The following is a 25,508-nucleotide window of genomic DNA, read 5'->3' on the forward strand; positions in this document are numbered from 1 at the left end:
ACAAGTGGGTTTTTATGTACAATGTTGCCAACATTACACCACAAGGTTCTCCCATTGCCACAACTGCCCATAGAAGCTGTGATGCCAGATCTGCTCACTGGCGTAGAAGCACATACTCAACTTATTCTAAAGGCTGCTCCCGGTGCGGGTAAGTCAACGTTTTTCCCTCTGCAGTTGGTTAAAACTAATGCTGTTAAAGGGAAAATTATCATGCTCGAACCAAGGCGTTTAGCGGCTAGGAATATTGCCACTTACTTAGCGAGTCAACTGGGAGAGAAGGTGGGAGAGAGCATTGGTTTTAGAGTTCGTGGTGAATCTAAAACCAGTAGTGCAACGCGTCTGGAAATCGTCACTGAAGGGATCATGACCAGAATGATCCAAAGCGACCCTGAATTGACAGGTGTGGACATGGTGATCTTTGATGAATTCCACGAACGCAGCATTCATGCCGATACTGCATTAGCGTTTAGTTTAGAGATCCAAGAAGCGCTGCGTGATGATCTAAAAGTGGTGGTGATGTCGGCGACGTTAGATCAACAAGCGCTGCAATCTTTGTTGCCTGATGCCAAGTATGTTGAATCACAAGGCCGTACTTTCCCTGTCGATTTCCGTTATCAGCCGTTAGGCTCTAATGAATATTTAGTACCTAAAATGGCAAAGGTGATTCAATCTCTGATAGAGAAGGAATCGGGCTCACTTTTGGCTTTCTTACCGGGTGTCTCGGCGATAAAACAAGTGGAATCACAGCTTGGACAACTTGCTAGTGGTATTGATGTGTGTCCGTTGTATGGCCAGTTGAGTTTTGAACAGCAACAGAGAGCCATTGCACCGTCAAAGCAAGGTCGCCGAAAAGTGGTGTTAGCCACCAATATCGCGGAAACTTCTTTGACGATTGAGGGTATTCGCTTAGTTGTTGATTCGGGATTGGAGCGAGTAGCAAAGTTCGATCTTAAAACTGGAATCACCAAACTTGAGCAAGTAAAAATCTCACAATCCTCAGCAGAACAAAGAGCGGGTCGTGCAGGGCGAATCGAAGAGGGCTTGTGTGTTCGCTTGTACAGTGAAACACAGTTGATGCAACAACCATCCGTTCCTGAACCTGAAATACTTCATTCTGATCTCTCTTCGTTGGTGGCTGAATTGACGCAATGGGGAGCAAGCTGTGCCGATGAGCTTCATTGGTTAGATGTTCCGCCACAGGCATCGATTGATCAAGCGACAGAACTGTTACAAGATCTTGATTTATTAGATAGTAATGGGCAATTTACTCCAGTCGGAAAGCAAGCCCAGCGCTTAGGTATTGAGCCACGGATCGCCAGTATGCTGATCAAAGCGCAACAAAACAGCCAAGCCTTGTTGAATGTCGCAATTGTCGCTGCCGCTTTGCTCGAAGAACCTGAACGTAACGTGACGGATATTCAACATTCGTTGCATCGACTGAAGCAAAGAAAACACTCGAAAAATAGCGTAGTGATGCAGCGAGCGAAAAGTCTCTCTAGCAAACTCAATCATCACTTAGATTTGTCACAAGCTGACGAATCATTGCTACCATTAGTGCTTTGTTTTGCCTTCCCTGACCGGATTGCACAAGTGAGAGGCGCGACCAGCAGTGCTTTCCTTCTGGCGAATGGCCACGGCGCTGAGGTTCGTGATGATGATCCCTTGGCGAACAATGATTATATCGTAGTGATTGATTTGATGCGCAGCACAGGGCGAGCCAGTAAAATTTTCTTAGCCACCGCGGTTGATATTGCGCAGCTAGAAGCTGAATTTACAAAATTGTTTGTGCGTTCCGATTACGCCGATTGGGATGAGAAACGTGGCCGTTTAGTTGCTGAGCAGCGAGTGTCTCTGGGCAAGTTGATTATCAGCACCAAAGCTTTACCCGATCCCGATGCGAATCAGGTAAACCAAGCGCTGCTCAATTATGTCGCTCGATGTGGATTGGATCGCTTACATTGGACACCTTCGGCTAAGCAGTTGGTTGAGCGTGTACGCTGTGCACAGCTTTGGATGCCTGAGCATGATTGGCCAGCGATGGATGACACGAGTTTGGTTGAACACCTTGATGAGTGGCTATCGCCGTATTTGAATGGCATTAAGTCGGCAAAAGGGCTCGCGAGCGTTTCGATTGAACAGGCATTGTCTGCTTATCTTGGCTGGCCTTTGAATCAAGAAATAGACCAATGGTTACCAACGCACTATGTGATGCCGACCGGCAGTAAGAAGGCCATTCGTTATCAATATCAGTCTGAACCAGTGATCTCAGTGCGAATGCAGGAAGTCTTTGGTGAACAAGACTCGCCATTGATCGCGCAAGAGCGTAAGAAAGTGGTGCTTGAGCTACTTTCTCCAGCACAGCGACCACTGCAAATTACTCAAGATTTAGCTGGCTTTTGGGCTGGCGCGTATAAAGAAGTACAAAAAGAGATGAAAGGCCGATACCCAAAACATCCTTGGCCGGATGACCCTGCTAACCATGTAGCAACCACTAAAACCAAACGACAGTTGAATCGATGATGACCAAAATGTTAACGCCAAAAAAGGCACCACCTAAAAAAGCGCCAGCAAAGAAGTCACCAGCCACCAAACCCAAGCCAAGAAAACCAAGAGCGGCTGCGAAAAAGACCAAACCTAAATCTAAGAAATCTGGCAAAAGAGGTTGGTTGAAGATCCTGTGGGGAATTTCTTGGAAAGCGGGCTTAGCGCTCGCGGCATTGCTGTTGTTCGTCGGTATTTATCTTGATTCTGTAGTCAAACAGCGCTTTGAAGGTCAGCTGTTTGATTTGCCAACCGTGGTTTATGCGCGAGTGCTAGACTTGTCTCCGGGAACTCCGGTGAGTTTGGTGCAGGTTAAGAATGAGCTCGATGTGCTTAATTATCGTAAGGTGAACGCACCTCGTCACCCGGGCGAATACTCCTCTTCTTCAACCAAGATTGAAATGATTCGTCGTCCGTTCGAGTTTGTCGATGGACCGGAAGCGGATCGTCATGTGATGCTGCATTTCAACGGTAACGAGTTAACTCGTATTCAGTCGCTAGAGAAGAAAGGCGATATGGGGTATCTGCGTGTTGAACCTAAAATGCTTGGCATGCTTGAGAAAAGTAACGACGAGCAGCGCTTGTTCTTAAAACGTAATCAATTCCCAGAAGTGATGGTTGATGCCTTATTAGCAACCGAAGACCGAAACTTCTATCAACATGACGGTGTGTCGCCACTGGCAATCGCTCGTGCAATGGTCGTTAACGTTAAAGCCGGGCGAACGGTACAAGGTGGCAGTACGCTGACCCAGCAGTTGGCAAAAAACCTATTCCTGTCCAGTGAACGTACATTGTGGCGTAAGGTTCGTGAAGCCTACATTGCGCTTATCTTGGATCATCGTTACAGCAAAGACCGTATCTTAGAAGCTTACTTAAACGAGGTATACCTCGGGCAAAATGGTGGGCAAGCGATTCATGGCTTCGGTTTAGCGTCTCGCTTGTACTTCGGTCAACCGATTCAAGAACTCCGTATCGATCAGCTCGCACTGCTTGTCGGTATGGTCAAAGGACCTTCGTATTACAACCCCGTTCGTTACCCTGAACGTGCTAAGACCCGACGAGACCTGGTTCTTCGCTTATTGATGCAACAAGACATATTAACCTCGCGACAATACGAAGAAGCGGCGAGTCGTGATTTGGATATTCAAGACAACCCACGAATAGCTAGCCGTCAGCCAGCTTATTTCCAGCAAGTAAACATTGAGCTTAAGAAGTATGTAGGCGACCGATTTGAAGCCCAGAAAGGCATTCGAGTTTTTACTTCTCTAGATCCGGTTTCTCAAGATAAGCTAGAGAAGTCGATTGCTCGCAAGGTACCTGATTTATCGAAAACAGCAGGCAACAAGCTCGAAGCTGCCGCGATTGCTGTGGATAGAAATACTGGTGAAATTCGTGCGATGGTCGGTGGTAAACGCACTGGCTACGACGGCTTTAATCGAGCCTTGAATGCCAGTCGTCCCATTGGCTCTTTGGTTAAACCAGCGATCTACTTAACAGCATTAGAACAACCCCAGAAGTACACACTGGCGACAACTTTGATGGATACACCACTGAGTTTGAAAGGTAGTAAAGGCAGTGTGTGGAGCCCGAGAAACTTTGACCGCAAGTTCCGCGGAGATGTCCCCTTGTATGTGGCGCTTTCTAAGTCTTATAACGTCCCCACCGTTCGTTTAGGGATGCAGTTAGGCATTGATAGCGTTTCGGATACGATAGGAAAGCTAGGGGTTGATAAAAATGAGATTCGCCCGGTACCGTCGATGTTTTTGGGTTCATTCTCATTGACACCGTTTCAGGTCGCTCAGATGTACCAAACCATTACCAACTCTGGCCGTATCGCACCTTTGTCCGCGCTTCGTTCGGTTATTGATAATGAGGGAGAGGTTCTGTATCAGTCGATTCCTCGTGTATCACAAAGCGTTGACCAGCAAGCGGCTTGGCTAACGACTTATGCAATGAAGCGTGGTGTGTCGGAAGGTACGGGACGTTTTCTACAAGGTCAGTTTGCATGGGCAGGATTAGCCGGTAAAACGGGTACCAGTAATGATAGCCGAGACAGTTGGTTTGTTGGCGTTGATGGCCGTGAAGTGACAACCATCTGGCTAGGGCGTGATGATAATAAGCCGACCAAATTAACCGGCTCTAGTGGGGCGTTACGTGTCTATGCCGATTATCTGAAGCATAGAACGCCAGAGCAGTTATTGTTGCCTTGGCCAACTGGAATCGTAACAGCCAGCTTTACTCGAACGCCTGAAGGGGCTTTAGAGTTAGACTGCGATGGTGCCGTTAAATTACCCGTATGGGATGAGAGTGGAAATATTAAAAAGGGCTGTGAAAGTCAACCAAAACAGTGGCTAAAAAAGCTTTTTCAGTGGTAAAGTCGTAACAGAAAAGAATGACAAGGATAGTTTAAAGAATGATTTCTCGTTGGATAGTGAGCGGCTTAGGTATTGTCGGTACTGTGATCAGTTTTCAGCTGTTTGCATCTACCGTGACACTGGTTGAACAATCTCAGCAAGCTGGACAAGCTCATAAAAGACCTACCGTAGCTGTCGTTCTTGCTGGTGGTGGTGCCAAAGGTGCAGCTCATATCGGTGTACTTAAAGCTTTAGAAGAGATGCAAATTCCGGTCGATTACATCACCGGTACGAGCATGGGTTCTTACGTTGGTGGGCTTTATGCGACAGGGATGAGTGCCGATGAGATTGAAAGCTTTATATATACGGTTGATTGGAATCGAGGTTACCGTGATCGTGTTAACCGTAGTGATCGCCGAGTGCGTGACAAAGAATATGAAGACCGTTACCAACTGAACACCGATCTCGGTTTAGGTTGGGGCGAAATCAAAGCTAGGAAAGGCGTGGTTCAAGGTCAGAATATGTTGCGTATTCTGCGTGAGACCACAGGTAACCTATCTCCACTCGATTCTTTTGACCATCTTGCTATTCCCTACCGTTCAGTCGCAACAGACATTATTGAGCTTGAAGAAGTGGTCATCGACCATGGTCACCTTGTTGATGCGATGATGGCCAGTATGTCAGTTCCCGGCGCGCTTCCCCCTTATGAATTAGATGGCCGAATGTTGGTTGATGGTGGTGTCACCAATAATATGCCAGTCGATGTTGCTAGAGCGATGGGCGCGGACATCGTCATTGCGGTGGATATCAGTACCAATTACAAAGGCAAAGAAGACTTCACGAATTTTCTAGCGGCAGCTGACCAACTCTCTAATTATCTGGTCCAACGCAGCACTCAAGAGCAAGCTGAAACACTGACGGATGATGATGTTTTCCTACGTCCTGATGTTGGGCAAATGGGGACAACTGACTTTGATAAAATGCCATCGGCTTTCCTCGCGGGCTATGAAGCCGCTAAGCAGCATACTGATGAGCTTTCTAAGCTATCGCTCTCAAATGCCGATTATCAGCATTATATCGAGGACAAACAAAAAGCACGCAGACAGCTGAAACATGGCGATAAGACTGTCGTCGATAGGGTCGTCATCAATAACAACACCCACTATTCAGATAAGTTGATCGAAAACCGCTTAAACCTTGATTCTGGTGAGGTTTTGAAAACCAGTGAAATCGAATCTAAAGTGAAAGATCTCTATGCACTGGATAGATTTGAATTGGTCACTTATGAGTTTGATAATGTTGATGGTGAAGATCAACTTCAAGTCGATGTGAACGAAAAGTCTTGGGGTCCAAACTACCTCAACTTTCGATTCTTTCTTGAAGATGATTTCTCGACTACCAGTCAGTACTCGATCGGTGTCTCAGCCAACTTTACCGATATTAATAAGCATGGTGCAGAGCTAAGAACTAACGTCGAGATGGGTACTGACAAACGAATTGAAGCGGAACTTTACTCGCCCTTCTTTTCGAGTCAAAAACTGTTCACTTCTGCATCGATTGTTTACAGTAAGGAAAACAGAAACTTGTCAGTGGTTGAGGGGGAGGTTGGAGAGCCGACATTAGAGGCGACTACAGACTATGTCCCACTGACTTATAGTGAATATGTCGGTGAATTGGCATTAGGCTATCAACCGACGTTGTGGCAAGAACTGAAATTTGGTGCTCGTTATACTGATGGGGGGTTGGAGGTTTCTTCGCTACCATCTTTTGGTAACGGAGCGTATACACGTATAGGCGGGTTTATTAGTTATCGACTCGATACTTTAGATAATTTTAGTTTGCCAACGGAAGGTTACTTTGTCGATTTAGAATATCTTGTTTCTCATGATGACTTTGAGGACAACACGTCTGGAGATACCCCGGATCTAGGGTCTGAAAGCGATACTGTTTATGAGTTTTCGGCTAATTTCATGGCAGCAAAGAGTATTGAGAAGCATACTTTAGTCGCAAAGCTTGATTACGGTATTGTAGAGAGTAAGAACTCGATTTTTCCTATTGATCCTAAAGAGCTTGGCGGTTTCTTAAACCTGTCAGGTATTCCAAGGAATAGTATGATAGGTCAGAACTTGGCCTACACCAGCCTTATCTATCGTTATAAGTGGTTTGAAAATGACTTCGGCCTCTTTAAATCACCGTTCTACGTAGGTGCATCCATAGAACATGGTGGTGTTTGGTCGAACAATGATTTAACCATTGATGAAGCACCAATGTACACCGCAGGTTCTGTTTTTGCAGGTGTCGATTCGCCAATAGGACCGATCATTTTAGCTTATGGCCGAACTGAAGATAACTATGATTCGGTCTATTTGATTGTCGGTACTTCCTACAAATAATCATGCGTAGAGTAGCCGTTTAACTGCGTAATTAGGCAAAAATAGTGGGACTTTCGTCTTAACTTGCTATGTTGGTCAAAATGATAAGATTTTAATTTAACGTTAAATTTGCTATTCTATCGCCCACAGTTTGGCCTCTATGACGCCGCTCATCAATACAAATTGAATGACAAAAATGGCAATGGAGAGCCAAGTTTCCAAGGATGTTCACTTCTTTATTTTACTAACAATTATGAAGGTAAGAAGTGAACCGCAATGAGAGGAAAAAAGTCGTGCTTGAAGCCTACCGTAAACACGTCGCAGAGCGTGCTGCCGAAGGAGTTGTTCCTAGACCATTAGATGCTGAACAAGTAGCAGGCCTAGTTGAACTTTTAAAGAACCCGCCCCAAGGTGAAGAAGCTGTTATTCTTGACCTACTAGAAAACCGTATTCCACCAGGTGTAGATGAAGCTGCTTACGTTAAAGCGGGCTTCCTAACAGCTATCACTAAAGGTGAAGTTGAATCTCCACTAGTAAGCAAAGCTAAAGCTGCGGAACTACTTGGCACAATGCAAGGTGGTTACAACATCGAATCTCTAGTTTCTTTACTGGATGATGCAGAGCTTGCTCCTATCGCTGTTAAAGCGCTTTCTCATACTCTATTGATGTTTGACGCATTCTACGACGTAGAAGAAAAAGCAAAAGCTGGCAATGCTTCTGCTCAGCAAGTTCTTCAGTCTTGGGCTGATGCTGAATGGTTTACAGCGAAAAACAAAGTAGCGGAAAAGATCACCGTTAAAGTATTTAAAGTTACCGGTGAAACTAACACTGATGACTTATCTCCAGCGCCTGATGCATGGTCACGTCCTGATATCCCAGTGCACGCGAAAGCGATGCTGAAGATGGAACGTGATGGCATTACTCCTGATGAGCAGGGTAGCGTTGGTCCAATCAATCAAATTGAAGAAATGCAAAAAGATGGCATTCCACTGGCTTACGTTGGTGATGTTGTTGGTACAGGTTCTTCACGTAAATCGGCAACCAACTCAGTACTTTGGTTCATGGGTGAAGATATCCCATTCGTACCAAACAAGCGTACTGGCGGTGTTTGTCTTGGTGGTAAAATTGCACCAATCTTCTACAACACAATGGAAGATTCAGGCGCACTACCAATTGAACTGAACGTACAAGACATGAACATGGGCGATATCATTGATATCTACCCGTACGAAGGTGTTGTTCACAAGAACGGTTCTGTAATTTCAAACTTTGAGCTAAGCAAAGTTCTTCTCGATGAAGTGCGTGCTGGTGGCCGTATTCCACTGATCATTGGTCGTGGCCTAACAGGTCGTGCTCGTGACGCTCTAGGTCTAGCTGAAACGGATCTGTTTGCTAAACCAATCGATCCATCTGCATCTGATAAAGGCTACACGCTAGCTCAGAAGATGGTAGGTAAAGCATGTGGTGTTGAAGGTGTGCGTGCTGGTCAGTACTGTGAACCTAAAATGACGACAGTCGGTTCTCAAGATACGACCGGTCCTATGACTCGTGATGAGCTTAAAGATCTGGCGTGTCTTGGTTTCTCAGCAGACCTTGTAATGCAGTCTTTCTGTCACACATCTGCATACCCGAAACCTGTTGATGTAAACACTCACCATACGCTACCTGATTTCATCATGAACCGTGCGGGTGTTTCACTTCGTCCGGGGGATGGCGTTATCCACTCATGGCTAAACCGTATGCTTCTTCCTGATACTGTAGGTACAGGTGGTGACTCGCATACTCGTTTCCCTCTAGGTATTTCATTCCCTGCGGGTTCTGGCTTGGTAGCATTTGCTGCCGCAACAGGCGTTATGCCTCTTGATATGCCTGAATCTATCTTGGTTCGCTTTAAAGGCGAAATGCAACCGGGTATCACGCTACGTGACCTAGTACATGCCATTCCTCTTTATGGTATCAAGCAAGGCCTACTAACCGTAGAAAAAGCTGGTAAGATCAATGAATTCTCTGGTCGTGTACTAGAGATTGAAGGTGTTGACCACCTGTCTGTTGAGCAAGCATTTGAACTTTCAGATGCATCGGCAGAGCGTTCAGCTGCTGGTTGTACTGTTAAGCTTTCTCAAGAGTCTATCGAAGAGTACTTGAACTCGAACGTCGTTATGCTTAAGTGGATGATCGCTGAAGGTTACGGTGATGTTCGTACTATCGAGCGTCGTATTACGGCAATGGAAGAGTGGCTAGCGAACCCTGAGTTACTTGCTGCTGATTCAGATGCTGAATACGCTCATGTTATCGAGATTGACCTTGCTGACATCGATCAGCCAATCCTATGTGCACCAAACGATCCAGATGATGCTCGTCTTCTTTCTGACGTTCAAGGTACTGAGATTCAAGAAGTGTTCATCGGTTCTTGTATGACTAACATCGGTCACTTCCGTGCAGCAGGTAAGATGCTTGAAGAGTTTAATGGTTCTTTGAATACTCGTCTATGGGTTGCTCCGCCAACTAAGATGGATAAAGACCAACTGACAGAAGAAGGCTACTACGGCATCTTCGGTCGTGCTGGGGTTCGTATTGAAACTCCGGGTTGTTCATTATGTATGGGTAACCAAGCTCGTGTTGCTGACGCTTCGACAGTTATGTCTACGTCTACTCGTAACTTCCCGAACCGTTTGGGTAATGGTGCGAACGTTTATCTAGCTTCTGCCGAGCTTTCTGCAGTTGGTGCGATTCTTGGTCGTATCCCAACTAAAGAAGAGTACTTAGCGTACGCAGAGAAGATTAATGCAACCGCTGCCGATACTTACCGTTACTTGAACTTCCATAAAATGGGTCAGTACACGGACAAAGCAGACACGGTTATCTTCCAAGAGCCAGCATAAGCGGTTAATGGAGTGCGATAAAGTGCTTACTGCGTTGCAGTAAAGTACTCGCTGCTAATACAACGCCTTCTCTTTGTGAGAAGGCGTTTTTGTTTCTGCGTTCTAATAGTTCGTTTGATGTTGAATGGAATCAAGCTCGATCTCCAATAGACTTCGCTATATACTCTCGCCTCATTTTTTACCCTATCTGTCATTAGTGCGCGGAGCCTTTATGGAATTTGAATTTACACGAAACACTTTAATGGGCGAGTACTATGTAAAGTGCAGCATGGGTCATGAAATTGTTGGCCGCTGGCTTCAAGAAGAGATCGGGAAAGATAAGCAGAAACTGGATCATGTGATGGCGTTGATTGATCAATCTCGACAAGATCTGAACAATGAAGTGACGCTACTAGGCAAAGAGATCAGCCTAGCGATCAATGAAGACGACGTAACCATTCAAGAAAATGTGCTCGGGCACGAGCAAGAGATGGAAGAGGGCAGTGAGTTCGATTTCTATAATTGTGAAAGCGAAGCAAGCTGCGGAATCGATGATTTCGAGTTGCTAATCGAACGTTGGATTGATTTTCTAGGTTACTAATTGCCAATGGTTTTGCATCATGAAAGTTTCGTTGCCCAAAACTAGAGCAACGACAGTGCAACGCATTAAGATAGTGAAAAGGCCGCACCATATTGGTGCGGCCTTTTTCATTTCTAAAACGGTATTGTTTCTATTTTATTTAAAATCAATGACTTAAATTTCTGGCACGCTACTTGGATTGTAATAAGAGTATTAACGGATTAAGTGAAGAATTTAAGGAAAGAATATGAAATTAATAAACGCCATAGTTAAACCATTTAAATTGGATGATGTTCGAGAAGCGCTCTCTGATGTTGGTATTGAAGGTATGACAGTTTCTGAAGTAAAAGGATTTGGTCGTCAAAAAGGACACACGGAGTTGTATCGTGGTGCAGAGTACCAAGTTGATTTCCTACCAAAGGTAAAGCTAGAGATTGCAACCCAAGCTGAAAATGTTGACCGAGTTGTTGAAGCGATTAGCCAAGCGGCACACACTGGAAAAATCGGCGATGGCAAAATTTTTGTGTATGACCTAAGCCAAGCCGTACGAATTCGTACCGGTGAAATGGATGCTGAAGCACTTTAAAGAATTACAAGGACTGGAGACTTTAATATGGAACTTACAACAACAGTAACGGAACTACGTTACGCACTAGACACTTTTTTCTTCCTCATTTCAGGTGCGTTGGTCATGTGGATGGCTGCAGGCTTCGCGATGTTAGAAGCTGGTCTCGTTCGTTCAAAGAACACCACAGAAATTTTAACTAAGAACATTTGTTTGTACGCAATTGCTTGTACGACTTTCTTAGTCGTTGGTTACAACATTATGTATGTCGATAACGGCGAGGGTGGCTGGTTACCGTCATTTGGTACTCTGATTGGTACTCAAGGTGAAGGTGCAGACCACTCATTAGAATCAGACTTCTTCTTCCAAGTAGTTTTCGTTGCAACAGCAATGTCTGTGGTATCAGGCGCGGTTGCTGAACGAATGAAACTTTGGTCATTCCTTATCTTCTCTGTCGTGCTAACAGCATTCATCTACCCAATGGAAGGTTACTGGACTTGGGGCGGTGGTTTCCTATCAGAAGCCGGTTTCAGTGACTTTGCTGGTTCAGGTATCGTACATATGGCTGGTGCTTCAGCAGCCTTAGCGGGTGTGCTTCTTCTGGGTGCTCGTAAAGGTAAATATGGTAAGAACGGGGAAATCTACCCGATTCCTGGCTCAAACATGCCACTGGCAACGCTAGGTACATTTATCCTTTGGTTTGGTTGGTTCGGTTTCAACGGTGGTTCTCAACTGATGGTTTCTGACTTTGAGAACGCGACAGCGGTTGGCCAAATCTTCCTTAACACCAACGCAGCAGCAGCAGCCGGCGCGATTGCAGCACTACTAGTATGTAAAACGACTTGGGGCAAAGCTGATTTAACAATGATTCTGAACGGTGCGTTAGCTGGCCTAGTAGCAATCACTGCAGATCCTTTATCTCCATCACCACTATTTTCAGTAGCGATTGGTTCTGTATCTGGTGCGTTGGTTGTATTCAGTATCATTGCCCTAGATAAAGCTAAGATTGATGATCCAGTGGGTGCTATATCTGTGCATGGTGTATGTGGTTTCTTCGGTCTAATGGCTGTTCCACTAAGCAATGCTGATGCAACATTTGGTGCTCAACTACTGGGTGCAGCCGTTATCTTTGCATGGGTATTCGGTGCTAGCTTAGCGGTATGGGCAGTGCTTAAAGCAACAATCGGTATTCGTGTCAGTGAAGATGAAGAACTTGAAGGTATGGACATGCACGATTGTGGTGTTGGTGCTTACCCTGAGTTTGTATCAGTAAAATAACCAACAGTAACCGCCTAATCTGAATGGGTTAGGCAGTATAAAGAAAACCCTGCAACGAATTGTTGTGGGGTTTTGTTGTATTTGGAGCAGAACATTGTAAGCGAGCTTGTCATGGTTACAGGAGCTATGTGAAAGCCTTATGACGAGCATAATTACTGAAATGCTTTGTTACAAAACTGAGAGTTTAAATGGTCTGAGTAGACGGATTTTTTGTCGGTCGTCATTGTAATTATGTTAATGATGAATATAATAACGCAACTGATAGACATTATCATTTCGATATAAAGGATTTTAAAATGAAGAAACTGCTAACACTTTCAGCTCTAGCGTGTGGCGTAATTGCCCCAACAGCAATGGCTGCGGAAGAAGTAAATGTATACTCTTACCGCCAACCTTTCCTTGTTGAGCCAATGTTCAAAGAGTTCACGAAAGAGACTGGCATTAAAGTAAACGTTAAGTTTGCTAAAAAAGGTTTAGCAGAGAAGTTAGCTCAAGAGGGTGAATACAGCCCTGCTGATGTTGTCTTAACTGTCGATATCAGCCGTTTATCTGAGCTAACTAAACAAGGTCTAGTTCAATCAGTTGAAAGCGATGTACTTGAAAAGAACATCCCTGCTCAGTACCAAGATACTGCTAACGAGTGGTTTGCTCTAACAACTCGTACACGTAGCGTTTATTCTTCACGTGACCGTGTTGGTCGTCTAGGTGAAGAGTTCACTTATGAAGATCTAACTAAGCCTGAGTTTAAAGGCAAAATCTGTACACGTAGCGGTAAGCACCCATACAATGTTTCTCTTGTTTCTTCGATGATTGCTCACAAAGGTGAAGCTGAAACGAAAGAGTGGCTAGAAGGCGTAAAAGCAAACCTAGCACGTAAGCCTCAAGGTAACGACCGCGCACAAGTTAAAGCGATTAAAGAAGGTCTATGTGATGTTGCTCTTGGTAACAGCTACTACCTAGGCAAAATGATTAATGATAAAGAGCAAAAAGCTTGGGCTGACTCTGTTTACATTAACTTCCCTAACCAAGAGACAACCGGTACTCACGTAAACATCTCTGGTATGGCGATGGCTAAATACTCTCCAAACGAAGAGAATGCCGTTAAGCTGATGGAATTCCTATCTGGTAATACTGCACAAAGCATGTACGCAGAAGTGAACTACGAATACCCAGTGAAAGCAGATGTTAAGCCTTCTGAGCTTGTTGCTTCATGGGGTGAGTTCAAAGCAGATACTATTTCTCTAGATGAAATTGCAAACCACCACGCGGCTGCAATCAAGCTATTAGATGAAGTTAAGTTCGATCTATAATTTATTATTGTAGGCTTCGGCCCGCATAAAATTACAACCTCAAGTTGCTACTTTTTGGCCACTTGGGGTTGTTTGTTTTTGGGAAATCACTTTTTGATACAAAGCTCTCTGTTGATCCCTTGAGTTATGTGCATCTCACCTTGAAGTCATTAGAGTATATGGGTATAAATAACCCCACCATTAAAAGGACATGAGATGTATTTGCAAATGCATATGTATTTCATTAAGCCTCGTTGTAGTTAGGCGATGAAAGAAAAGAATTATTTATGGAACACCAGTAGCGGCATAATCGCTGTACTACTCGTTTTACCAATCTTAGCGATATTCACGACTGCTGTTGGAGAAACCGATGAGCTATTTTCTCATCTGATGTCCACAGTAATGCCCACCTATGCCTACAATACGGTGGTTTTAGTCATAGGAACCATGTTCCTGTCTTTAATTTTTGGTATTCCATCTGCATGGATTATGGCAATGTGCCGTGTCCCTGGAGAGCGTGTTTTGCAATGGGCGCTCGTGCTGCCATTAGCAATGCCTGGTTATATCGTGGGTTATATCTTTACCGATTGGTTTGACTTTGCTGGCCCTGTTCAAATTCTCTTGCGAGATCTAACGGGCTGGGGGCCTGGTGAGTATTGGTTCCCTGATATTAGAACCTTGTCCGGTGCTATTATTGTTCTGTCTCTCGTTCTTTACCCTTATATTTATTTGCTCTGCCGTGCGGCATTCATGGAGCAAAACGTATCTCTATTACAATCCGCTCGCTTGTTAAAGTGCTCTCCTTGGGAAAGCTTTCGTCGTATTTCATTACCGCTCGTGCGCCCTTCGATGGCGGTCGGTTTGTCTCTTGTTGCGATGGAAACCATCGGTGACTTCGGTACCGTGAGTTACTTTGCTGTAAACACATTAACGACAGCGGTTTACGATACTTGGTTAGGCTATTCGAGCTTAACGGCCGCAGCAAAAATATCGGCAATCATGCTGGTTATCGTCATTCTATTATTGAGTACCGAGCGATACAGCCGTCGTAAGCAGAAATTATTTCAGAATCAGTTCAGTAGCCGTGAAGACTTTCGTTATGAGCTAATTGGTTGGAAGAAGTGGTTGGCACTATTTTGGTGTTGGGGATTGGTGTGTATTGCGTTCTTATTCCCTCTCGCGCAGTTGGTCATATATGCCTACAAGTATTTTGCCCAAAGCTGGACCCCAGAGTTCAGAGAGTATGCGCTTAATAGCCTCTACGTCTCTGTTGTTGCAGCGATTATTGGTGTGCTCGTTGCGTTGATTGTTAACTTTAATCAACGTGTTAGCCCAGGTAAGAAAAACCTAGCTTACATGAGATTCGCATCTATGGGCTATGCGGTTCCTGGAACCGTGTTGGCGATAGGTGTCATGGTGCCTGTACTGTTCATGGACCACTTAGTTAATGACATAGCGAAAGCGATGGAGTGGGGCAGACCTGGTTTGATCTTCTCTGGTTCTATGTTTGCGCTGATATTTGCCATGGTGGTGCGTTTTTCTGCTGTTGCTATTGGTAGTATCGAAAGTAGCTTAAGTAAGGTGTCACCGTCATTGGATATGGCATCTAAAACAATGGGTTGTAATACCAATCAGATGTTACGTCGTGTACATCTCCCTCTGATTAAGCGTGGTGCACTGATTGCAGGCTTATTGGTGTTTATCGAATCAATGAAAGAGTTGAATGCGGCATTGTTGCTGCGTCCTTTCAATTTCGAAACGCTCGCGACTTATGTTTATAACTATGCGTCAGATGAGCATCTTGAATTAGCAGCCATGCCTGCTGTGTTGTTAGTCTTGGTGGGTTTAATTCCGCTGATCATCGTAAACCGTTCCTTGGAGCAGAAACACTAATGAGTTGTGCATTATCAATTAAAGATCTGATTTGTAAGTACGAGTCCCAAACTATTTTGGAATCTCTTTCTTTAGAAGTTGAGCATGGTGAAATTGTTTGTCTGCTTGGTGCCAGTGGATGTGGTAAGACGACGCTGCTTAAAGCGATTGCAGGTCTGCTTCCATTGAGTAGTGGCGTTATGAGCTTGAATTGCCAAGTTATTGATGACGCTGCGAATTGGTTGCCGCCAGAGCAGCGTAACATTGGAATGATTTTCCAAGATTATGCTCTGTTTCCACACCTCACCGTGAATCAGAACGTGGCATTTGGTCTACGCGATATGTCTGAGCAAGATAAGACTGCGAAAGTTCAAGAGATGCTTGAGCTTGTTCATCTTGACCAATTTGGCGATCGTTATCCTCATCAGCTATCTGGTGGACAACAGCAACGTGTTGCGATTGCGCGTTCTTTGGCATATAAGCCAGACTTACTGCTATTGGATGAACCGTTTTCTAACATTGATACCCAAGTACGTCATGAGTTGATTTCTCAGATTCGTAAAATCTTTAAGAAGCAGGGTGTGACGGCTATTTTTGTGACTCACAGTCGTGAAGAAGCGTTTGCTTTTGCTGACAAGATGGCAGTAATGAATCATGGTGTCATCGAACAATACGGCTCGGCGTCAGAACTGTACTTCCACCCATCAAGCAAGTTTGTTGCTGATTTCTTGGGCGGCGGTAGTTATTTAGGTGCACAACGTATTTCTGAACATGAGTTTGAGACAAGCTTAGGTTTGATTGAAGCGAAAGCGCAGACTCAGATTGAAATTGGTGCTGAATGTGCGTTGTTGTTAAGACCTCAACACATTGTGGCGAGCCACGATGTCGACAGTAACCTTTCAGTATTAGAACAGCAGTTTATGGGTGACCACTGTCGTTACGTGATTGAAGCTAATGGCCAGAAATTATTGGCAACGTCTTCAGAAGCACTTGAGTTCGGTATGCCAGTAACGGTTAAAGTCGACACCAAAGGCGTATTGGCGTTCTAACAAAGCCCAACTCGAAATTATAGTGACAAAAAAGCCCAGCACTTTAATCAAGTACTGGGCAAGAGTTCTTCACTTATAGGCGTTAACAAGGCAGTGATTTGTTAAATCCTATACAAAACTGCTGCACTCTATAAGCCTATAGAGAGAGGAAGTCTTTCACTTTTTGAAGAACATGTTCTGCAGTGTCTTTATCTTCCATTTCTGCGAAGATTCGTAGCAATGGCTCAGTTCCTGAGAAACGAGCAATCACCCAGCCGCCATTCTTGAAGTAAACCTTAGCGCCATCTTCATAGCTGACTTTTTCAATTTCGTATTCAAATTCAGGCAGTTGTTTCTCTACGTAGATCTTGATGTAGAGCGCTTCTTTCTCTGAAGGTTTGAATTTGCAATCCCCTTCCGCCGTATACGCATAACCATACTTAGAGTAGATTTCATCAAGCAACTCAGAGAGCTTCTTACCTGTCACACTGATCATCTCAACCAATAAGCTTGATGCGAATACGCCATCCTTACCTTTGATGTGACCACGAATGGTTAAACCACCCGAACTTTCGCCACCAATCAGTGAGTCGTCGGCTTCCATTTGAGAACTGATATGCTTAAAGCCTACAGGAACCTCAAAGCTCTTTTCACCATGATCCGCAGCGACTTTATCAAGCAGGTGTGTGGTTGCGATGTTACGAACGACAGAGCCTTTCCAGCCCTTATATTCAAGCAAGTAGTAGTAAAGAAGTAGCAGCACTTCGTTAGGGTGAATGAAGTGACCTTTTTCGTCGATGATGCCCAAGCGGTCGGCATCGCCATCAGTACCAATACCAATGTCGTAACCTTCTGCCGCAACTAAGTGCTTCAAGCGATACAGCGTTGCTGCACTTGGAGAAGGCATCAAGCCGCCAAAGTCTGGGTTTTTACCATCATTGATTACATCAACATCACAGCGAGCGCTGATTAATACGGTTTGCAGTGCGTTTTTCGCTACACCAAACATTGGGTCGATCAGGACTCTTAGGTTGGCTTGTTTAATCGATTCGATATCAATAGCGTTAATGATCGAGTCAACAAAGGCGTTCATCGGATTGATGATTTCAATTTCTTTGTCGTTCAATGCTTGTTCAAAATCGACTCTGATGACATCTTCACTGGTTAAAGTCGAAATCTGTTGTTCGATCTTTTCTGTGATGATCTCGTCAGCATCACGGCCACCTTCAATGAAGATCTTTATGCCGTTATAGTCCGCTGGGTTGTGAGAAGCGGTAATACACGCAGAGTAAACACATCCCATTTCCTTCGCTTGGAACATCACGATAGGAGTCGGAACGAACTTGTCGATAAAGCTCACTTTGATGTTATTAGCGGCCAATACTTCAGCAAACCAGCACGCGGCTTTATCTGAAAGGAAGCGGCGGTCATATCCGATAACGAAGCCATTTTTCGCTGCATCTTCATTATTGATGATGTTAGAGAGTGCTTGTGCCACTAAGCGGACGTTTTCTCTGGTGAACTCTTCACCAATAAATGCGCGCCAGCCGCCAGTACCAAATTTAATCATTAGAAAATCCTTTTAGTCTCACTATCTCAAGCCAGTAAATGCTTGAGATAGGAGCTGTTCATCAAATTAAGTGATTAGCCGAGTACAACGATGACTTCGTTCACGCTGCCTTCTGCTTTTACTGGGATTGCGCCTTCAATCTGCTCACCGTTAATCGTGATAGAGGCAACGCCCTTACTTACTGAATTCGGGTTTTGAACTTTGATGTTGTAAGTCGCACCGCGCCATTGACGAGTTACCTCGAATTCTGGCCAATCAGTTGGGATACAAGGATCTACGGTTAAACCTTCAAAGCCTGTGCGAACACCAAGAATGAAGTTGGTTACCGCAAAGTAAGCCCAACCCGACGTACCTGTTAACCAAGGGTGGTTTGCACGGCCGTGGTCTTGGTGGTCTTTACCCATGATGAACTGCACGTACGAGTATGGTTCTGCGTAGCGTGTTTCAATCATGTCATTTTGGTTGTATGGGTTTAGAGCGTCGTAGAATTTCATCGCACGGTCACCACGGCCTAGCTTCGCTTCTGCTACCCAAGCCCATGGGTTTGGGTGAGAGAAGATAGCGCCGTTCTCTTTAACGCCTTGGTAAACGCGAGTCACAAAGCCGATATCATCGTTTGGTGTTGCGAATGAAGGAGAGTTTAGGTGTAAGCCGTATTCAGAGAAAAGGTTTTCATCAACAGCGTCCATCGCTTTCTCGCCACGCTCTTGAGAGACCGCGCCAGAGAGAACCGCTAGCGTGTTTGACTCAAGGTGTACACGACCTTCAGCTTGTTGTGCTGTACCGATCTTGTCGCCATTTTTAGTCAGACCACGGATGTACCAGCCACCTTCGTCATCCCAAAGGTGCGTTTCACACGCTTCACGAACGTTAGCTGCCATTTCTGTATATTTAGCGACATCAGCGTCGTTATTACGGAACTTAGCAAGATCTAGGAATTCTTGTAGCGCCCAGAAGTGTAGGAATGAAACCATTGAAGATTCACCGCCACCTAGGTTCAAACAGTCATTCCAGTCTGCGCGAAGACCCTTACAGATACCCGTTTGACCAACATATTCTGCAGAGAAGTTCAGTGCGGCTTTCATGTGTTCGTAAACGGTCGCTTCGCCACCGTCTGCGTATGGAATCACTTCGTCAAAGAAATCGTGTTCACCCGTTTCCATCACGTACTTGATGATGGTTGGTACGATCCACAAGTGATCATCAGAACAGGTATCGTCAATGCCGTGGATCTTGTCGTCGTCTGACGGCGTTGGAACAACCGTTGGTGATTTTGAAGGCTCAACGTCGGCTTTCTCTGGATCGAACCAGTCAGGATCGAACAAGTGTAGCCCGTAGCCCGCTTTCACTTGGCCGCGAAGCAGGTCGATAATACGTTTCTTGGTCATTTGTGGGTTGGCATGAGGCACTGAAATCGCATCTTGCGCAGTATCACGGTAACCAAGACCTGTACGACCGCCAACTTCAATGAAGGATGCAAAGCGCGACCAAACTACACAAGTTTCTGCTTGGTATAGTGTCCACGTGTTGATCATGGTGTCTAAGCCTTCGTTTGGAGACTTAACTTGGAACTTGTTGCAGCGTTCATCCCAGTGATCTTTGATACCTTGGAAAGCCGCATCTACGTTGGCTGTGTCTTGGTACTTCTTACGTAGGCGCTCACCGTTGCCTTTGCCGATACCTAGTACGTACGCAAAGCGAACCTCTTCACCCGGTTGAATTGTAAATTGCTTATGCAGAGAACCACAGTGGTTGTAACAGGTTTGAGCGCTGTTAGAACACTTGCCATTTTCAACCGCGATTGGGTTTGCTTCGTCACGGTACATGCCAAGGAAGTTGTCACGTTGTCCGTCGTAGCTGTCTGGCGAAAAGGTAGATGCTAGGTAGTAGAAGCCTTCAAAGTCGTTGGTGTTGTAGTACAGGTCGTATTCCAGAACTCCTTCTTGGTAAGACGTACCCGCAGAGTACAGAGACATCTGATGGTTCTGGTTATCTGATTGAATATGACTGAAAGAGAACTCAACAAATGAGAAAGTGCTGATGGTTCTTGGCTTGTCAGTGTTGTTCTTTAGTACTACATCCCAAACTTCCGCATCTTCGCCCTTAGGTACGAATAGCGTTTTAGTTGCCGTAATACCGCTGTATTCACATTTGAACTTTGAGTATGACAGACCATGACGAACTTCGTAGTTCGCTTCATCTAGGCTTTTTGCCACTGGCTGCCAAGAGATAGACCAGTAATCACCGGTCTCATCATCACGCAGGTAAACATAGTGCCCTGGACGGTCGAATGTGCCGTTTGGACGGAACTTAGTAACACGGTTGTATTCCGGAGAATTGTAGAACGAGTAACCGCCCGCATTGTGCGAAATCACGGTACAAAACTTTTCAGTACCTAGGTAGTTGGTCCAAGGTGCTGGTACATCAGGGCGAGTGATGACGTATTCGCGATTGTCGTTATCGAAATAGCCGTATTTCATTGTCATTTCCTTTTTAACAAACTGCATCTATGCAGCTAATTTTTAAATAGTGATGCTGAGTCTTATCTGACTGAGCACCTTAATTTGAGTCAGCACCCACTCGATATGAGTGTCGCTTTGGTTTTGTTTTATTGAGCTTTCCAAGGGTTGCGATAATCAACATTGAGTCTGTCGAGTAATGGCAGGTGGCCCTTTAGGCGAGATAGATAATCTAGCCAGTTTCGGTTGTTTTTATGTGTCCAACATCCTTCAGCTAAAGCGCTAATTCTTGGAAATACCATGTAATCCATACGCTTTTGATTGGTGACGATCTCACACCATAGAGCACACTGAATTCCGCGGATCCGCTTACGAATTGGGTCGGTGTCGGATATTTCAGCAAGCGCTTCGTAGGTATAAGCTTGTTCTAATGGGATGACGGCAGCCCAATCGACGCCCGGCTCTTCCGGTGCATAATCTTGGGTCATGTCGAGATAGGTAAACTGTGCTGGTTGCAGCACCACATCAAAGCCTTGGCGAGCGCAATTCACTGCTGCTTCTTCACTGAGCCACGAGTAGATGATGGTCTCTTTACTGACTTTGTTGCCGTGTTGTGCTTCTTCCCAGCCCACCATGCGCTTGCCTAACTGCTTAAGCTTGTTCTCGGCATAGCGGAATAGGTGGCCTTGTAGGTCTTTGCTGTCTTGATATTGATGTTCCTTCATCAAAGCTTGAGCGGCAGGGCTGTTGGTCCACACGCCCGGTGGTACTTCATCTGCGCCCATGTGAATCAATTCGCTAGGGAATAGCTCTGCGACTTCTTCAATCACAGCATCTAGGAACTGATAAGTACCTGGCAAGCCTGGGTTTAGCACGTTGTCGTTGTAGTGCTGAATACTCTTGTATTGTGTGGTGTCTGCTTGCTCTACCAACATCTTAGGCAGTGATTTGATCGCGGCGCGGCAGTGTCCTGGGATATCGATTTCAGGGATCACCGTGATGCTGCGTTGTTCTGCGTATTCAATCACTTCACGAATCTGTTGCTGTGTGTAGAAGCCGCCGTAGTTTTCAGCAAGGTGCGTGTATTGTGGCTCTAATGCATGATCAGGACCGCGCCAAGCGCCGATTTCAGTCAGCTGAGGCAGGCTCTTAATCTCAATTCTCCAACCTTCATCGTCAGTTAGGTGCCAATGAAATACGTTGAACTTGTAGTGCGCCAATTGGTTGATTAGACGCTTCACTTGCTCTACCGAGTGGAAGTGACGAGCGCAGTCCAACATCATACCGCGGTACTTGAAACGAGGTTGATCGGCGATTTTGCAACATGGTACAGAGAAGATCTCGGCGTCCAGTTGCTGTACCAATTGAATCAAGCTTGCCACGGCGTGTGTGAAGCCCGACTGGCTGCCTGATTCAACCATTATCTGTTGTGTCGTGATGGTGAGCTTGTACTCGGCTTCATCTAAAGTCGGATTGCTGCGAAATAGAATGTCGCCGCTTTCGCCTTTTGAAAGTTCAGTTGAAAGCTCATTCGAAAGAGATATTTCAAAGGTAGAGAGCAATTCTTGTTGCAGCCAAGACACTGCTTTATCAGCAAGGTGAGATTGAATTTCAACGTTGCATTCGCTGCTTAGCGCGAAATTACCTTGCTGAAATTCGATCTGATTTGGTTGAGGAATTAATGCCACTTCAGCTGCGCTCACTTCAGGAATTTGATTGCGTTCACGATATGGCGAAGCTAAAACAATCGGTGATATAGCAACAGGCAGTACCGATGTTTCTCCTTGGTGATGTGATTGGATAAAGGCATCATTCAAGCCATCCGAATAGAAGCGGAATGGGGCGCTTTGAATACTGAATTCAAGGTAGTAATGGTTATTGGCCTTTAATACTGAAGAACTTGGTTTGAACGAGCAAAAGCTGCCAACTTGAGTCAGTTCTCCTTGCGACAAACTCTCTGGAAGGATGAATCGGTCAAAGGCAAAATGCAGTGACCAATCTTTTACGTCGAGGTCACTTAAGTTATGTACCGTAAGGCCAAATCGGCAGTTATTTTTTTGTTCAGAAAGAACAGCTAAGTCGATGCGATAATTCATATAACTTCCCTGCTAAGCCTGTTGATACAAGTTGTGTTGTGGTTTTCCGGCAAACATCAATGCGCCTTCGATAGCGTCAAATTGAGGTTTAACGATCCATTGCTGTACCGGAGGTGATAACCAATTGAGAATGCGTTCAGCAATGCTTCCCATTAAGCACACCTTGTCAGCGCCTTTTCGATGAAGTGCCAAGACAAACATTTCGATGTCTGCTGCGGTTTGCTTGAGCATCTCAATCGCCAGTTCATCGCCTTCATTTGCTAGTTGAAAAATGACTGGTGAGAATTGCCCGTAATCCTTTGGAATTGCGCCTTTCGACCATGCCACGATCGCATCAACATCATTATTGAAATGATTCATAACGTGTTTGGTCAAAGGAGTCTTGTTACGAATACCATCTTCAGCGAGTAGAACTTGCTGAATTAAACGAAGGCCCATCACTGCGCCGCCGCCTTGGTCTGAAATTGGGAATTCACGACCGCCAACCACATGTTGCTCGCCGTTGTTTAAGTAGATGCCGCACGAACCGGTGCCACCGATCATGATTGCACCGTCTTGGCCATTATGAGCACCAATGCAAGCGCCGTAAGCGTCGGTATTTAGTGTCATGCTTGCGAAAGGGTGTGTCTGTGCCATGAAGTCGAGCCATGCCGACTTTTGCTCTGCACCAGCCAATGCTAACCCTACATGCATGTTTGACAAATGATTTGAGTCGAGTTGTCCTTGCTGAGCAGCTTGGGTAATTGCATCAACGATAGAGTTCATCGCAACATCAACACCCAATAAAATGTTGGCACTGCCACTCTTTGCTTCACCAATGAATTTGCCTTGGGCATCTCGAATTCGAGCCCGACAAGATGTACCGCCTCCATCAATACCTACGTAGTAAAGAGTCATGATTATTGCTCCTTACTTTGCGCGAGGAAGTTGAATTGCGCAGCCGTTGCCAATAGGAACCAAGCGCCGTGAGGGATCCATTGCTCACCCCAGCGCCAGTTTTGAAGCATGTCGTCTTTCTGTGCTGGTGGGTTGAATGCGATGTCTTGTTCATCGTCAAAGCCTGCTGTGATGCCGTTGCAGACCCCCCCTTTTGCATTGAAGAAACCAAGCTGTGGTAGGTAATCTGGGTTGTTATGGCCGTGACCATCGAGCATACACATGTGATATGGGTTGAGCCCCAAGATCCAATCAAGGCTGTTTTGTGAAAGCTGAATTAGGCGCTTCTGAAGATCTGCGTCCTTAATGTGTGGTTGCACCATGTACGCCATGGTCGCAATTGAGCTAAGACGTGCGTTTTCACCTTGCCACCAGTAACCGGTTTCGTTTTGTTGAGCGACGAAAAATGCGTCGCGCTTATCACCATCAACAGATTTAACGTACTGTCTTGGGTAGCCGAATGGGTTGGTGACTTTGTCGGTAATGTTGATTTCGAACTGACAAGCTTGTTCAACCACAACTCGTGCTTGTTCTTTTAACTTGAGGTCAATTTCATTGTCGATGTATTCACACAACGCAATCACCGGAAGACCAGCTTCTGCTGCATGGAAATAAGGGCGAGATCCATCAGAATTTGCCGACCAAAAATGTGTAAACGAGTCATCGGATCGCTGACGAGAGATCAAGCGATTAGCCCAAGATCTTGCTTCTGATAGATATTGAGAATCTTGCGTAACTCGATATAACTCATTGGCAGCGAGCAGGGCGCAATACTCATCGATGATGTTTTCTTCACCATCGTTTAGGTACTGCAGGTTGTATTCTTTTAGATGCCAGTAACCTTTCGCAGCTGTATCAAGATAGGTTTGGCTAGAGTAACTGCCAGAAGTTTCAAGTTCAGAAGCTGCGGCCAATGCTGCAATAGCAACACCTGCACCTTGTCGGTAGCCCGCCTGTAAGTCCGTTGATTTATGACCTTCTTGAGTGGCGTATGCGCAGATGTCGCGCTGATTGATATCTTTGCTCCACTTATCGAATACTGTCATATAGAAGTATCCAGCCGCGTCTTGCATGCGCACTAGGAAATCTGCGCCGAATAGGGCTTCTTCCGTCAAACGGGTCATGGAGAATTTCGGGAAGTCTGGGTTATTGCAGGTTAAGCGCACGCTTTTAAGCATGTTCCAAACAACCATCGGAATCTGTTGAGGATTGAGGTAGTTACCATAAGATAGGTGGCTAAAGTACTTACTTACATCACCCGATGCGTCGTACCAACCGCCATGAACATCGACGTATCTGTCGGTACCTAGAATCTGTGCTTGTCGATCTTTTTTGTCGAAAGTACCGCCACAACGTTGTGACTTAAAGTAATGAAGCACATCAGAAAACGTTTGGTTCATTAATAGGTTACTACCAATCTCAAATACTTCAGAGCGTAGGTTGTCAAAACGTAGATAGTAGCGACCAGCTTCTGTGAATGAACTGAAATCAATAGTGAAGAATTGCCCTTGATGCCAATTTGCTACGCGGCCTTGCTTTACAACATCGAAGTTACCCACGGTAATATGGTTGTCGGCACACACCAAAAGTGCAGTCGTACTTGATAAGCGAGCTTTCTTTGTTTGCAGGATAGCTTGCTTTGGAGCCGTGGATTCGTAGCCAATATGGTTGGTCAATAACAGCATCAATGTTCTCCAAAAGTCCTAG

15 protein-coding genes are annotated in these 25,508 nt (G+C 45.2%); 10 read left to right on the forward strand and 5 right to left on the reverse strand.

The genetic code is table 11. From position 1 onward, the window contains the following. Positions 1 to 21: 21 nt before the first annotated feature. The 10 genes from hrpB to ED652_RS03285 all read left to right on the forward strand — a co-directional run bounded on the left by hrpB (position 22) and on the right by ED652_RS03285 (position 16,761). Entirely contained in the window at positions 22 to 2,520 is a 2,499-nt protein-coding gene (hrpB, locus tag ED652_RS03240; RefSeq protein ID WP_122053481.1) for an ATP-dependent helicase HrpB, read from the forward strand. Next, positions 2,517 to 4,916, forward strand: coding sequence for a penicillin-binding protein 1B (gene mrcB, locus ED652_RS03245; RefSeq protein WP_122053482.1), 2,400 nt, complete (start codon positions 2,517 to 2,519; stop codon positions 4,914 to 4,916). Before hrpB ends, mrcB begins: the two co-directional genes overlap by 4 nt. 38 nt (positions 4,917 to 4,954) lie before the next feature. Continuing rightward, a complete protein-coding gene (locus ED652_RS03250; RefSeq protein ID WP_122053483.1) occupies positions 4,955 to 7,288 on the forward strand; it encodes a patatin-like phospholipase family protein in 2,334 nt (777 codons plus the stop codon). 272 nt (positions 7,289 to 7,560) lie between these two features. Further along, the gene (gene acnB, locus ED652_RS03255; protein WP_122053484.1) at positions 7,561 to 10,149 is read left to right on the forward strand and encodes a bifunctional aconitate hydratase 2/2-methylisocitrate dehydratase; all 2,589 of its coding nucleotides are present in this window, start codon (positions 7,561 to 7,563) and stop codon (positions 10,147 to 10,149) included. Between the two features lie 211 nt (positions 10,150 to 10,360). Next, the gene (locus tag ED652_RS03260) at positions 10,361 to 10,729 is read left to right on the forward strand and encodes a YacL family protein (RefSeq protein ID WP_122053485.1); all 369 of its coding nucleotides are present in this window, start codon (positions 10,361 to 10,363) and stop codon (positions 10,727 to 10,729) included. A 226-nt stretch (positions 10,730 to 10,955) separates the two neighbouring features. After that, positions 10,956 to 11,294 carry a P-II family nitrogen regulator gene (glnK, locus tag ED652_RS03265; RefSeq protein ID WP_004738200.1) on the forward strand — a complete coding sequence of 113 codons (339 nt, stop codon included), beginning with the start codon at positions 10,956 to 10,958 and terminating at the stop codon, positions 11,292 to 11,294. A gap of 27 nt (positions 11,295 to 11,321) precedes the next feature. Further along, a complete protein-coding gene (locus tag ED652_RS03270) occupies positions 11,322 to 12,551 on the forward strand; it encodes an ammonium transporter (protein WP_017106910.1) in 1,230 nt (409 codons plus the stop codon). 296 nt (positions 12,552 to 12,847) lie between these two features. Beyond that, positions 12,848 to 13,861: a Fe(3+) ABC transporter substrate-binding protein gene (locus ED652_RS03275; protein WP_017106911.1), complete on the forward strand. Its 1,014-nt coding sequence runs from the start codon at positions 12,848 to 12,850 to the stop codon at positions 13,859 to 13,861. A gap of 246 nt (positions 13,862 to 14,107) precedes the next feature. Further along, positions 14,108 to 15,733 carry an iron ABC transporter permease gene (locus tag ED652_RS03280; protein WP_122053486.1) on the forward strand — a complete coding sequence of 542 codons (1,626 nt, stop codon included), beginning with the start codon at positions 14,108 to 14,110 and terminating at the stop codon, positions 15,731 to 15,733. After that, positions 15,733 to 16,761, forward strand: a complete 1,029-nt coding sequence (locus tag ED652_RS03285; RefSeq protein ID WP_122053487.1) for an ABC transporter ATP-binding protein — start codon at positions 15,733 to 15,735, stop codon at positions 16,759 to 16,761. The genes ED652_RS03280 and ED652_RS03285 overlap by 1 nt, the downstream gene beginning before the upstream one ends. 136 nt (positions 16,762 to 16,897) lie before the next feature. Here the strand turns inward: ED652_RS03285 and ED652_RS03290 are convergent, their stop codons facing one another. The 5 genes from ED652_RS03290 to ED652_RS03310 all read right to left on the reverse strand — a co-directional run bounded on the left by ED652_RS03290 (position 16,898) and on the right by ED652_RS03310 (position 25,486). After that, positions 16,898 to 18,310, reverse strand: coding sequence for a phosphoglucomutase/phosphomannomutase family protein (locus ED652_RS03290; RefSeq protein ID WP_122053488.1), 1,413 nt, complete (start codon positions 18,308 to 18,310; stop codon positions 16,898 to 16,900). A 74-nt stretch (positions 18,311 to 18,384) separates the two neighbouring features. Further along, on the reverse strand, positions 18,385 to 20,790 hold the full coding sequence (locus ED652_RS03295) for a N,N'-diacetylchitobiose phosphorylase (protein WP_122053489.1): 2,406 nt from the start codon (positions 20,788 to 20,790) through the stop codon (positions 18,385 to 18,387). Between the two features lie 128 nt (positions 20,791 to 20,918). Continuing rightward, complete coding sequence (locus ED652_RS03300; RefSeq protein WP_122053490.1) at positions 20,919 to 22,865, reverse strand: beta-N-acetylhexosaminidase; 1,947 nt, start codon at positions 22,863 to 22,865, stop codon at positions 20,919 to 20,921. A 12-nt stretch (positions 22,866 to 22,877) separates the two neighbouring features. Next, the gene (locus ED652_RS03305) at positions 22,878 to 23,762 is read right to left on the reverse strand and encodes an N-acetylglucosamine kinase (protein ID WP_122053491.1); all 885 of its coding nucleotides are present in this window, start codon (positions 23,760 to 23,762) and stop codon (positions 22,878 to 22,880) included. Positions 23,763 to 23,764: 2 nt separating this feature from the next. Next, the gene (locus ED652_RS03310; RefSeq protein ID WP_122053492.1) at positions 23,765 to 25,486 is read right to left on the reverse strand and encodes a glycoside hydrolase family 9 protein; all 1,722 of its coding nucleotides are present in this window, start codon (positions 25,484 to 25,486) and stop codon (positions 23,765 to 23,767) included. Positions 25,487 to 25,508 lie beyond the last annotated feature (22 nt).

This window comes from Vibrio sp. Evd11 (assembly GCF_900382755.1).
Lineage (GTDB): Bacteria > Pseudomonadota > Gammaproteobacteria > Enterobacterales > Vibrionaceae > Vibrio > Vibrio lentus.

What these genes read in the sequence shown, in the direction of transcription:
- ED652_RS03295 (WP_122053489.1), bottom strand. Translation starts at nt 20,790, where the DNA reads ATGAAATACGGCTATTTCGATAACGACAATCGCGAATACGTCATCACT.
- ED652_RS03275 (WP_017106911.1), top strand. Translation starts at nt 12,848, where the DNA reads ATGAAGAAACTGCTAACACTTTCAGCTCTAGCGTGTGGCGTAATTGCC.
- ED652_RS03305 (WP_122053491.1), bottom strand. Translation starts at nt 23,762, where the DNA reads ATGACTCTTTACTACGTAGGTATTGATGGAGGCGGTACATCTTGTCGG.
- ED652_RS03250 (WP_122053483.1), top strand. Translation starts at nt 4,955, where the DNA reads ATGATTTCTCGTTGGATAGTGAGCGGCTTAGGTATTGTCGGTACTGTG.
- ED652_RS03270 (WP_017106910.1), top strand. Translation starts at nt 11,322, where the DNA reads ATGGAACTTACAACAACAGTAACGGAACTACGTTACGCACTAGACACT.
- ED652_RS03285 (WP_122053487.1), top strand. Translation starts at nt 15,733, where the DNA reads ATGAGTTGTGCATTATCAATTAAAGATCTGATTTGTAAGTACGAGTCC.
- glnK (WP_004738200.1), top strand. Translation starts at nt 10,956, where the DNA reads ATGAAATTAATAAACGCCATAGTTAAACCATTTAAATTGGATGATGTT.
- hrpB (WP_122053481.1), top strand. Translation starts at nt 22, where the DNA reads ATGTTGCCAACATTACACCACAAGGTTCTCCCATTGCCACAACTGCCC.
- mrcB (WP_122053482.1), top strand. Translation starts at nt 2,517, where the DNA reads ATGATGACCAAAATGTTAACGCCAAAAAAGGCACCACCTAAAAAAGCG.
- ED652_RS03300 (WP_122053490.1), bottom strand. Translation starts at nt 22,865, where the DNA reads ATGAATTATCGCATCGACTTAGCTGTTCTTTCTGAACAAAAAAATAAC.
- ED652_RS03260 (WP_122053485.1), top strand. Translation starts at nt 10,361, where the DNA reads ATGGAATTTGAATTTACACGAAACACTTTAATGGGCGAGTACTATGTA.
- ED652_RS03280 (WP_122053486.1), top strand. Translation starts at nt 14,108, where the DNA reads ATGAAAGAAAAGAATTATTTATGGAACACCAGTAGCGGCATAATCGCT.
- ED652_RS03290 (WP_122053488.1), bottom strand. Translation starts at nt 18,310, where the DNA reads ATGATTAAATTTGGTACTGGCGGCTGGCGCGCATTTATTGGTGAAGAG.
- ED652_RS03310 (WP_122053492.1), bottom strand. Translation starts at nt 25,486, where the DNA reads ATGCTGTTATTGACCAACCATATTGGCTACGAATCCACGGCTCCAAAG.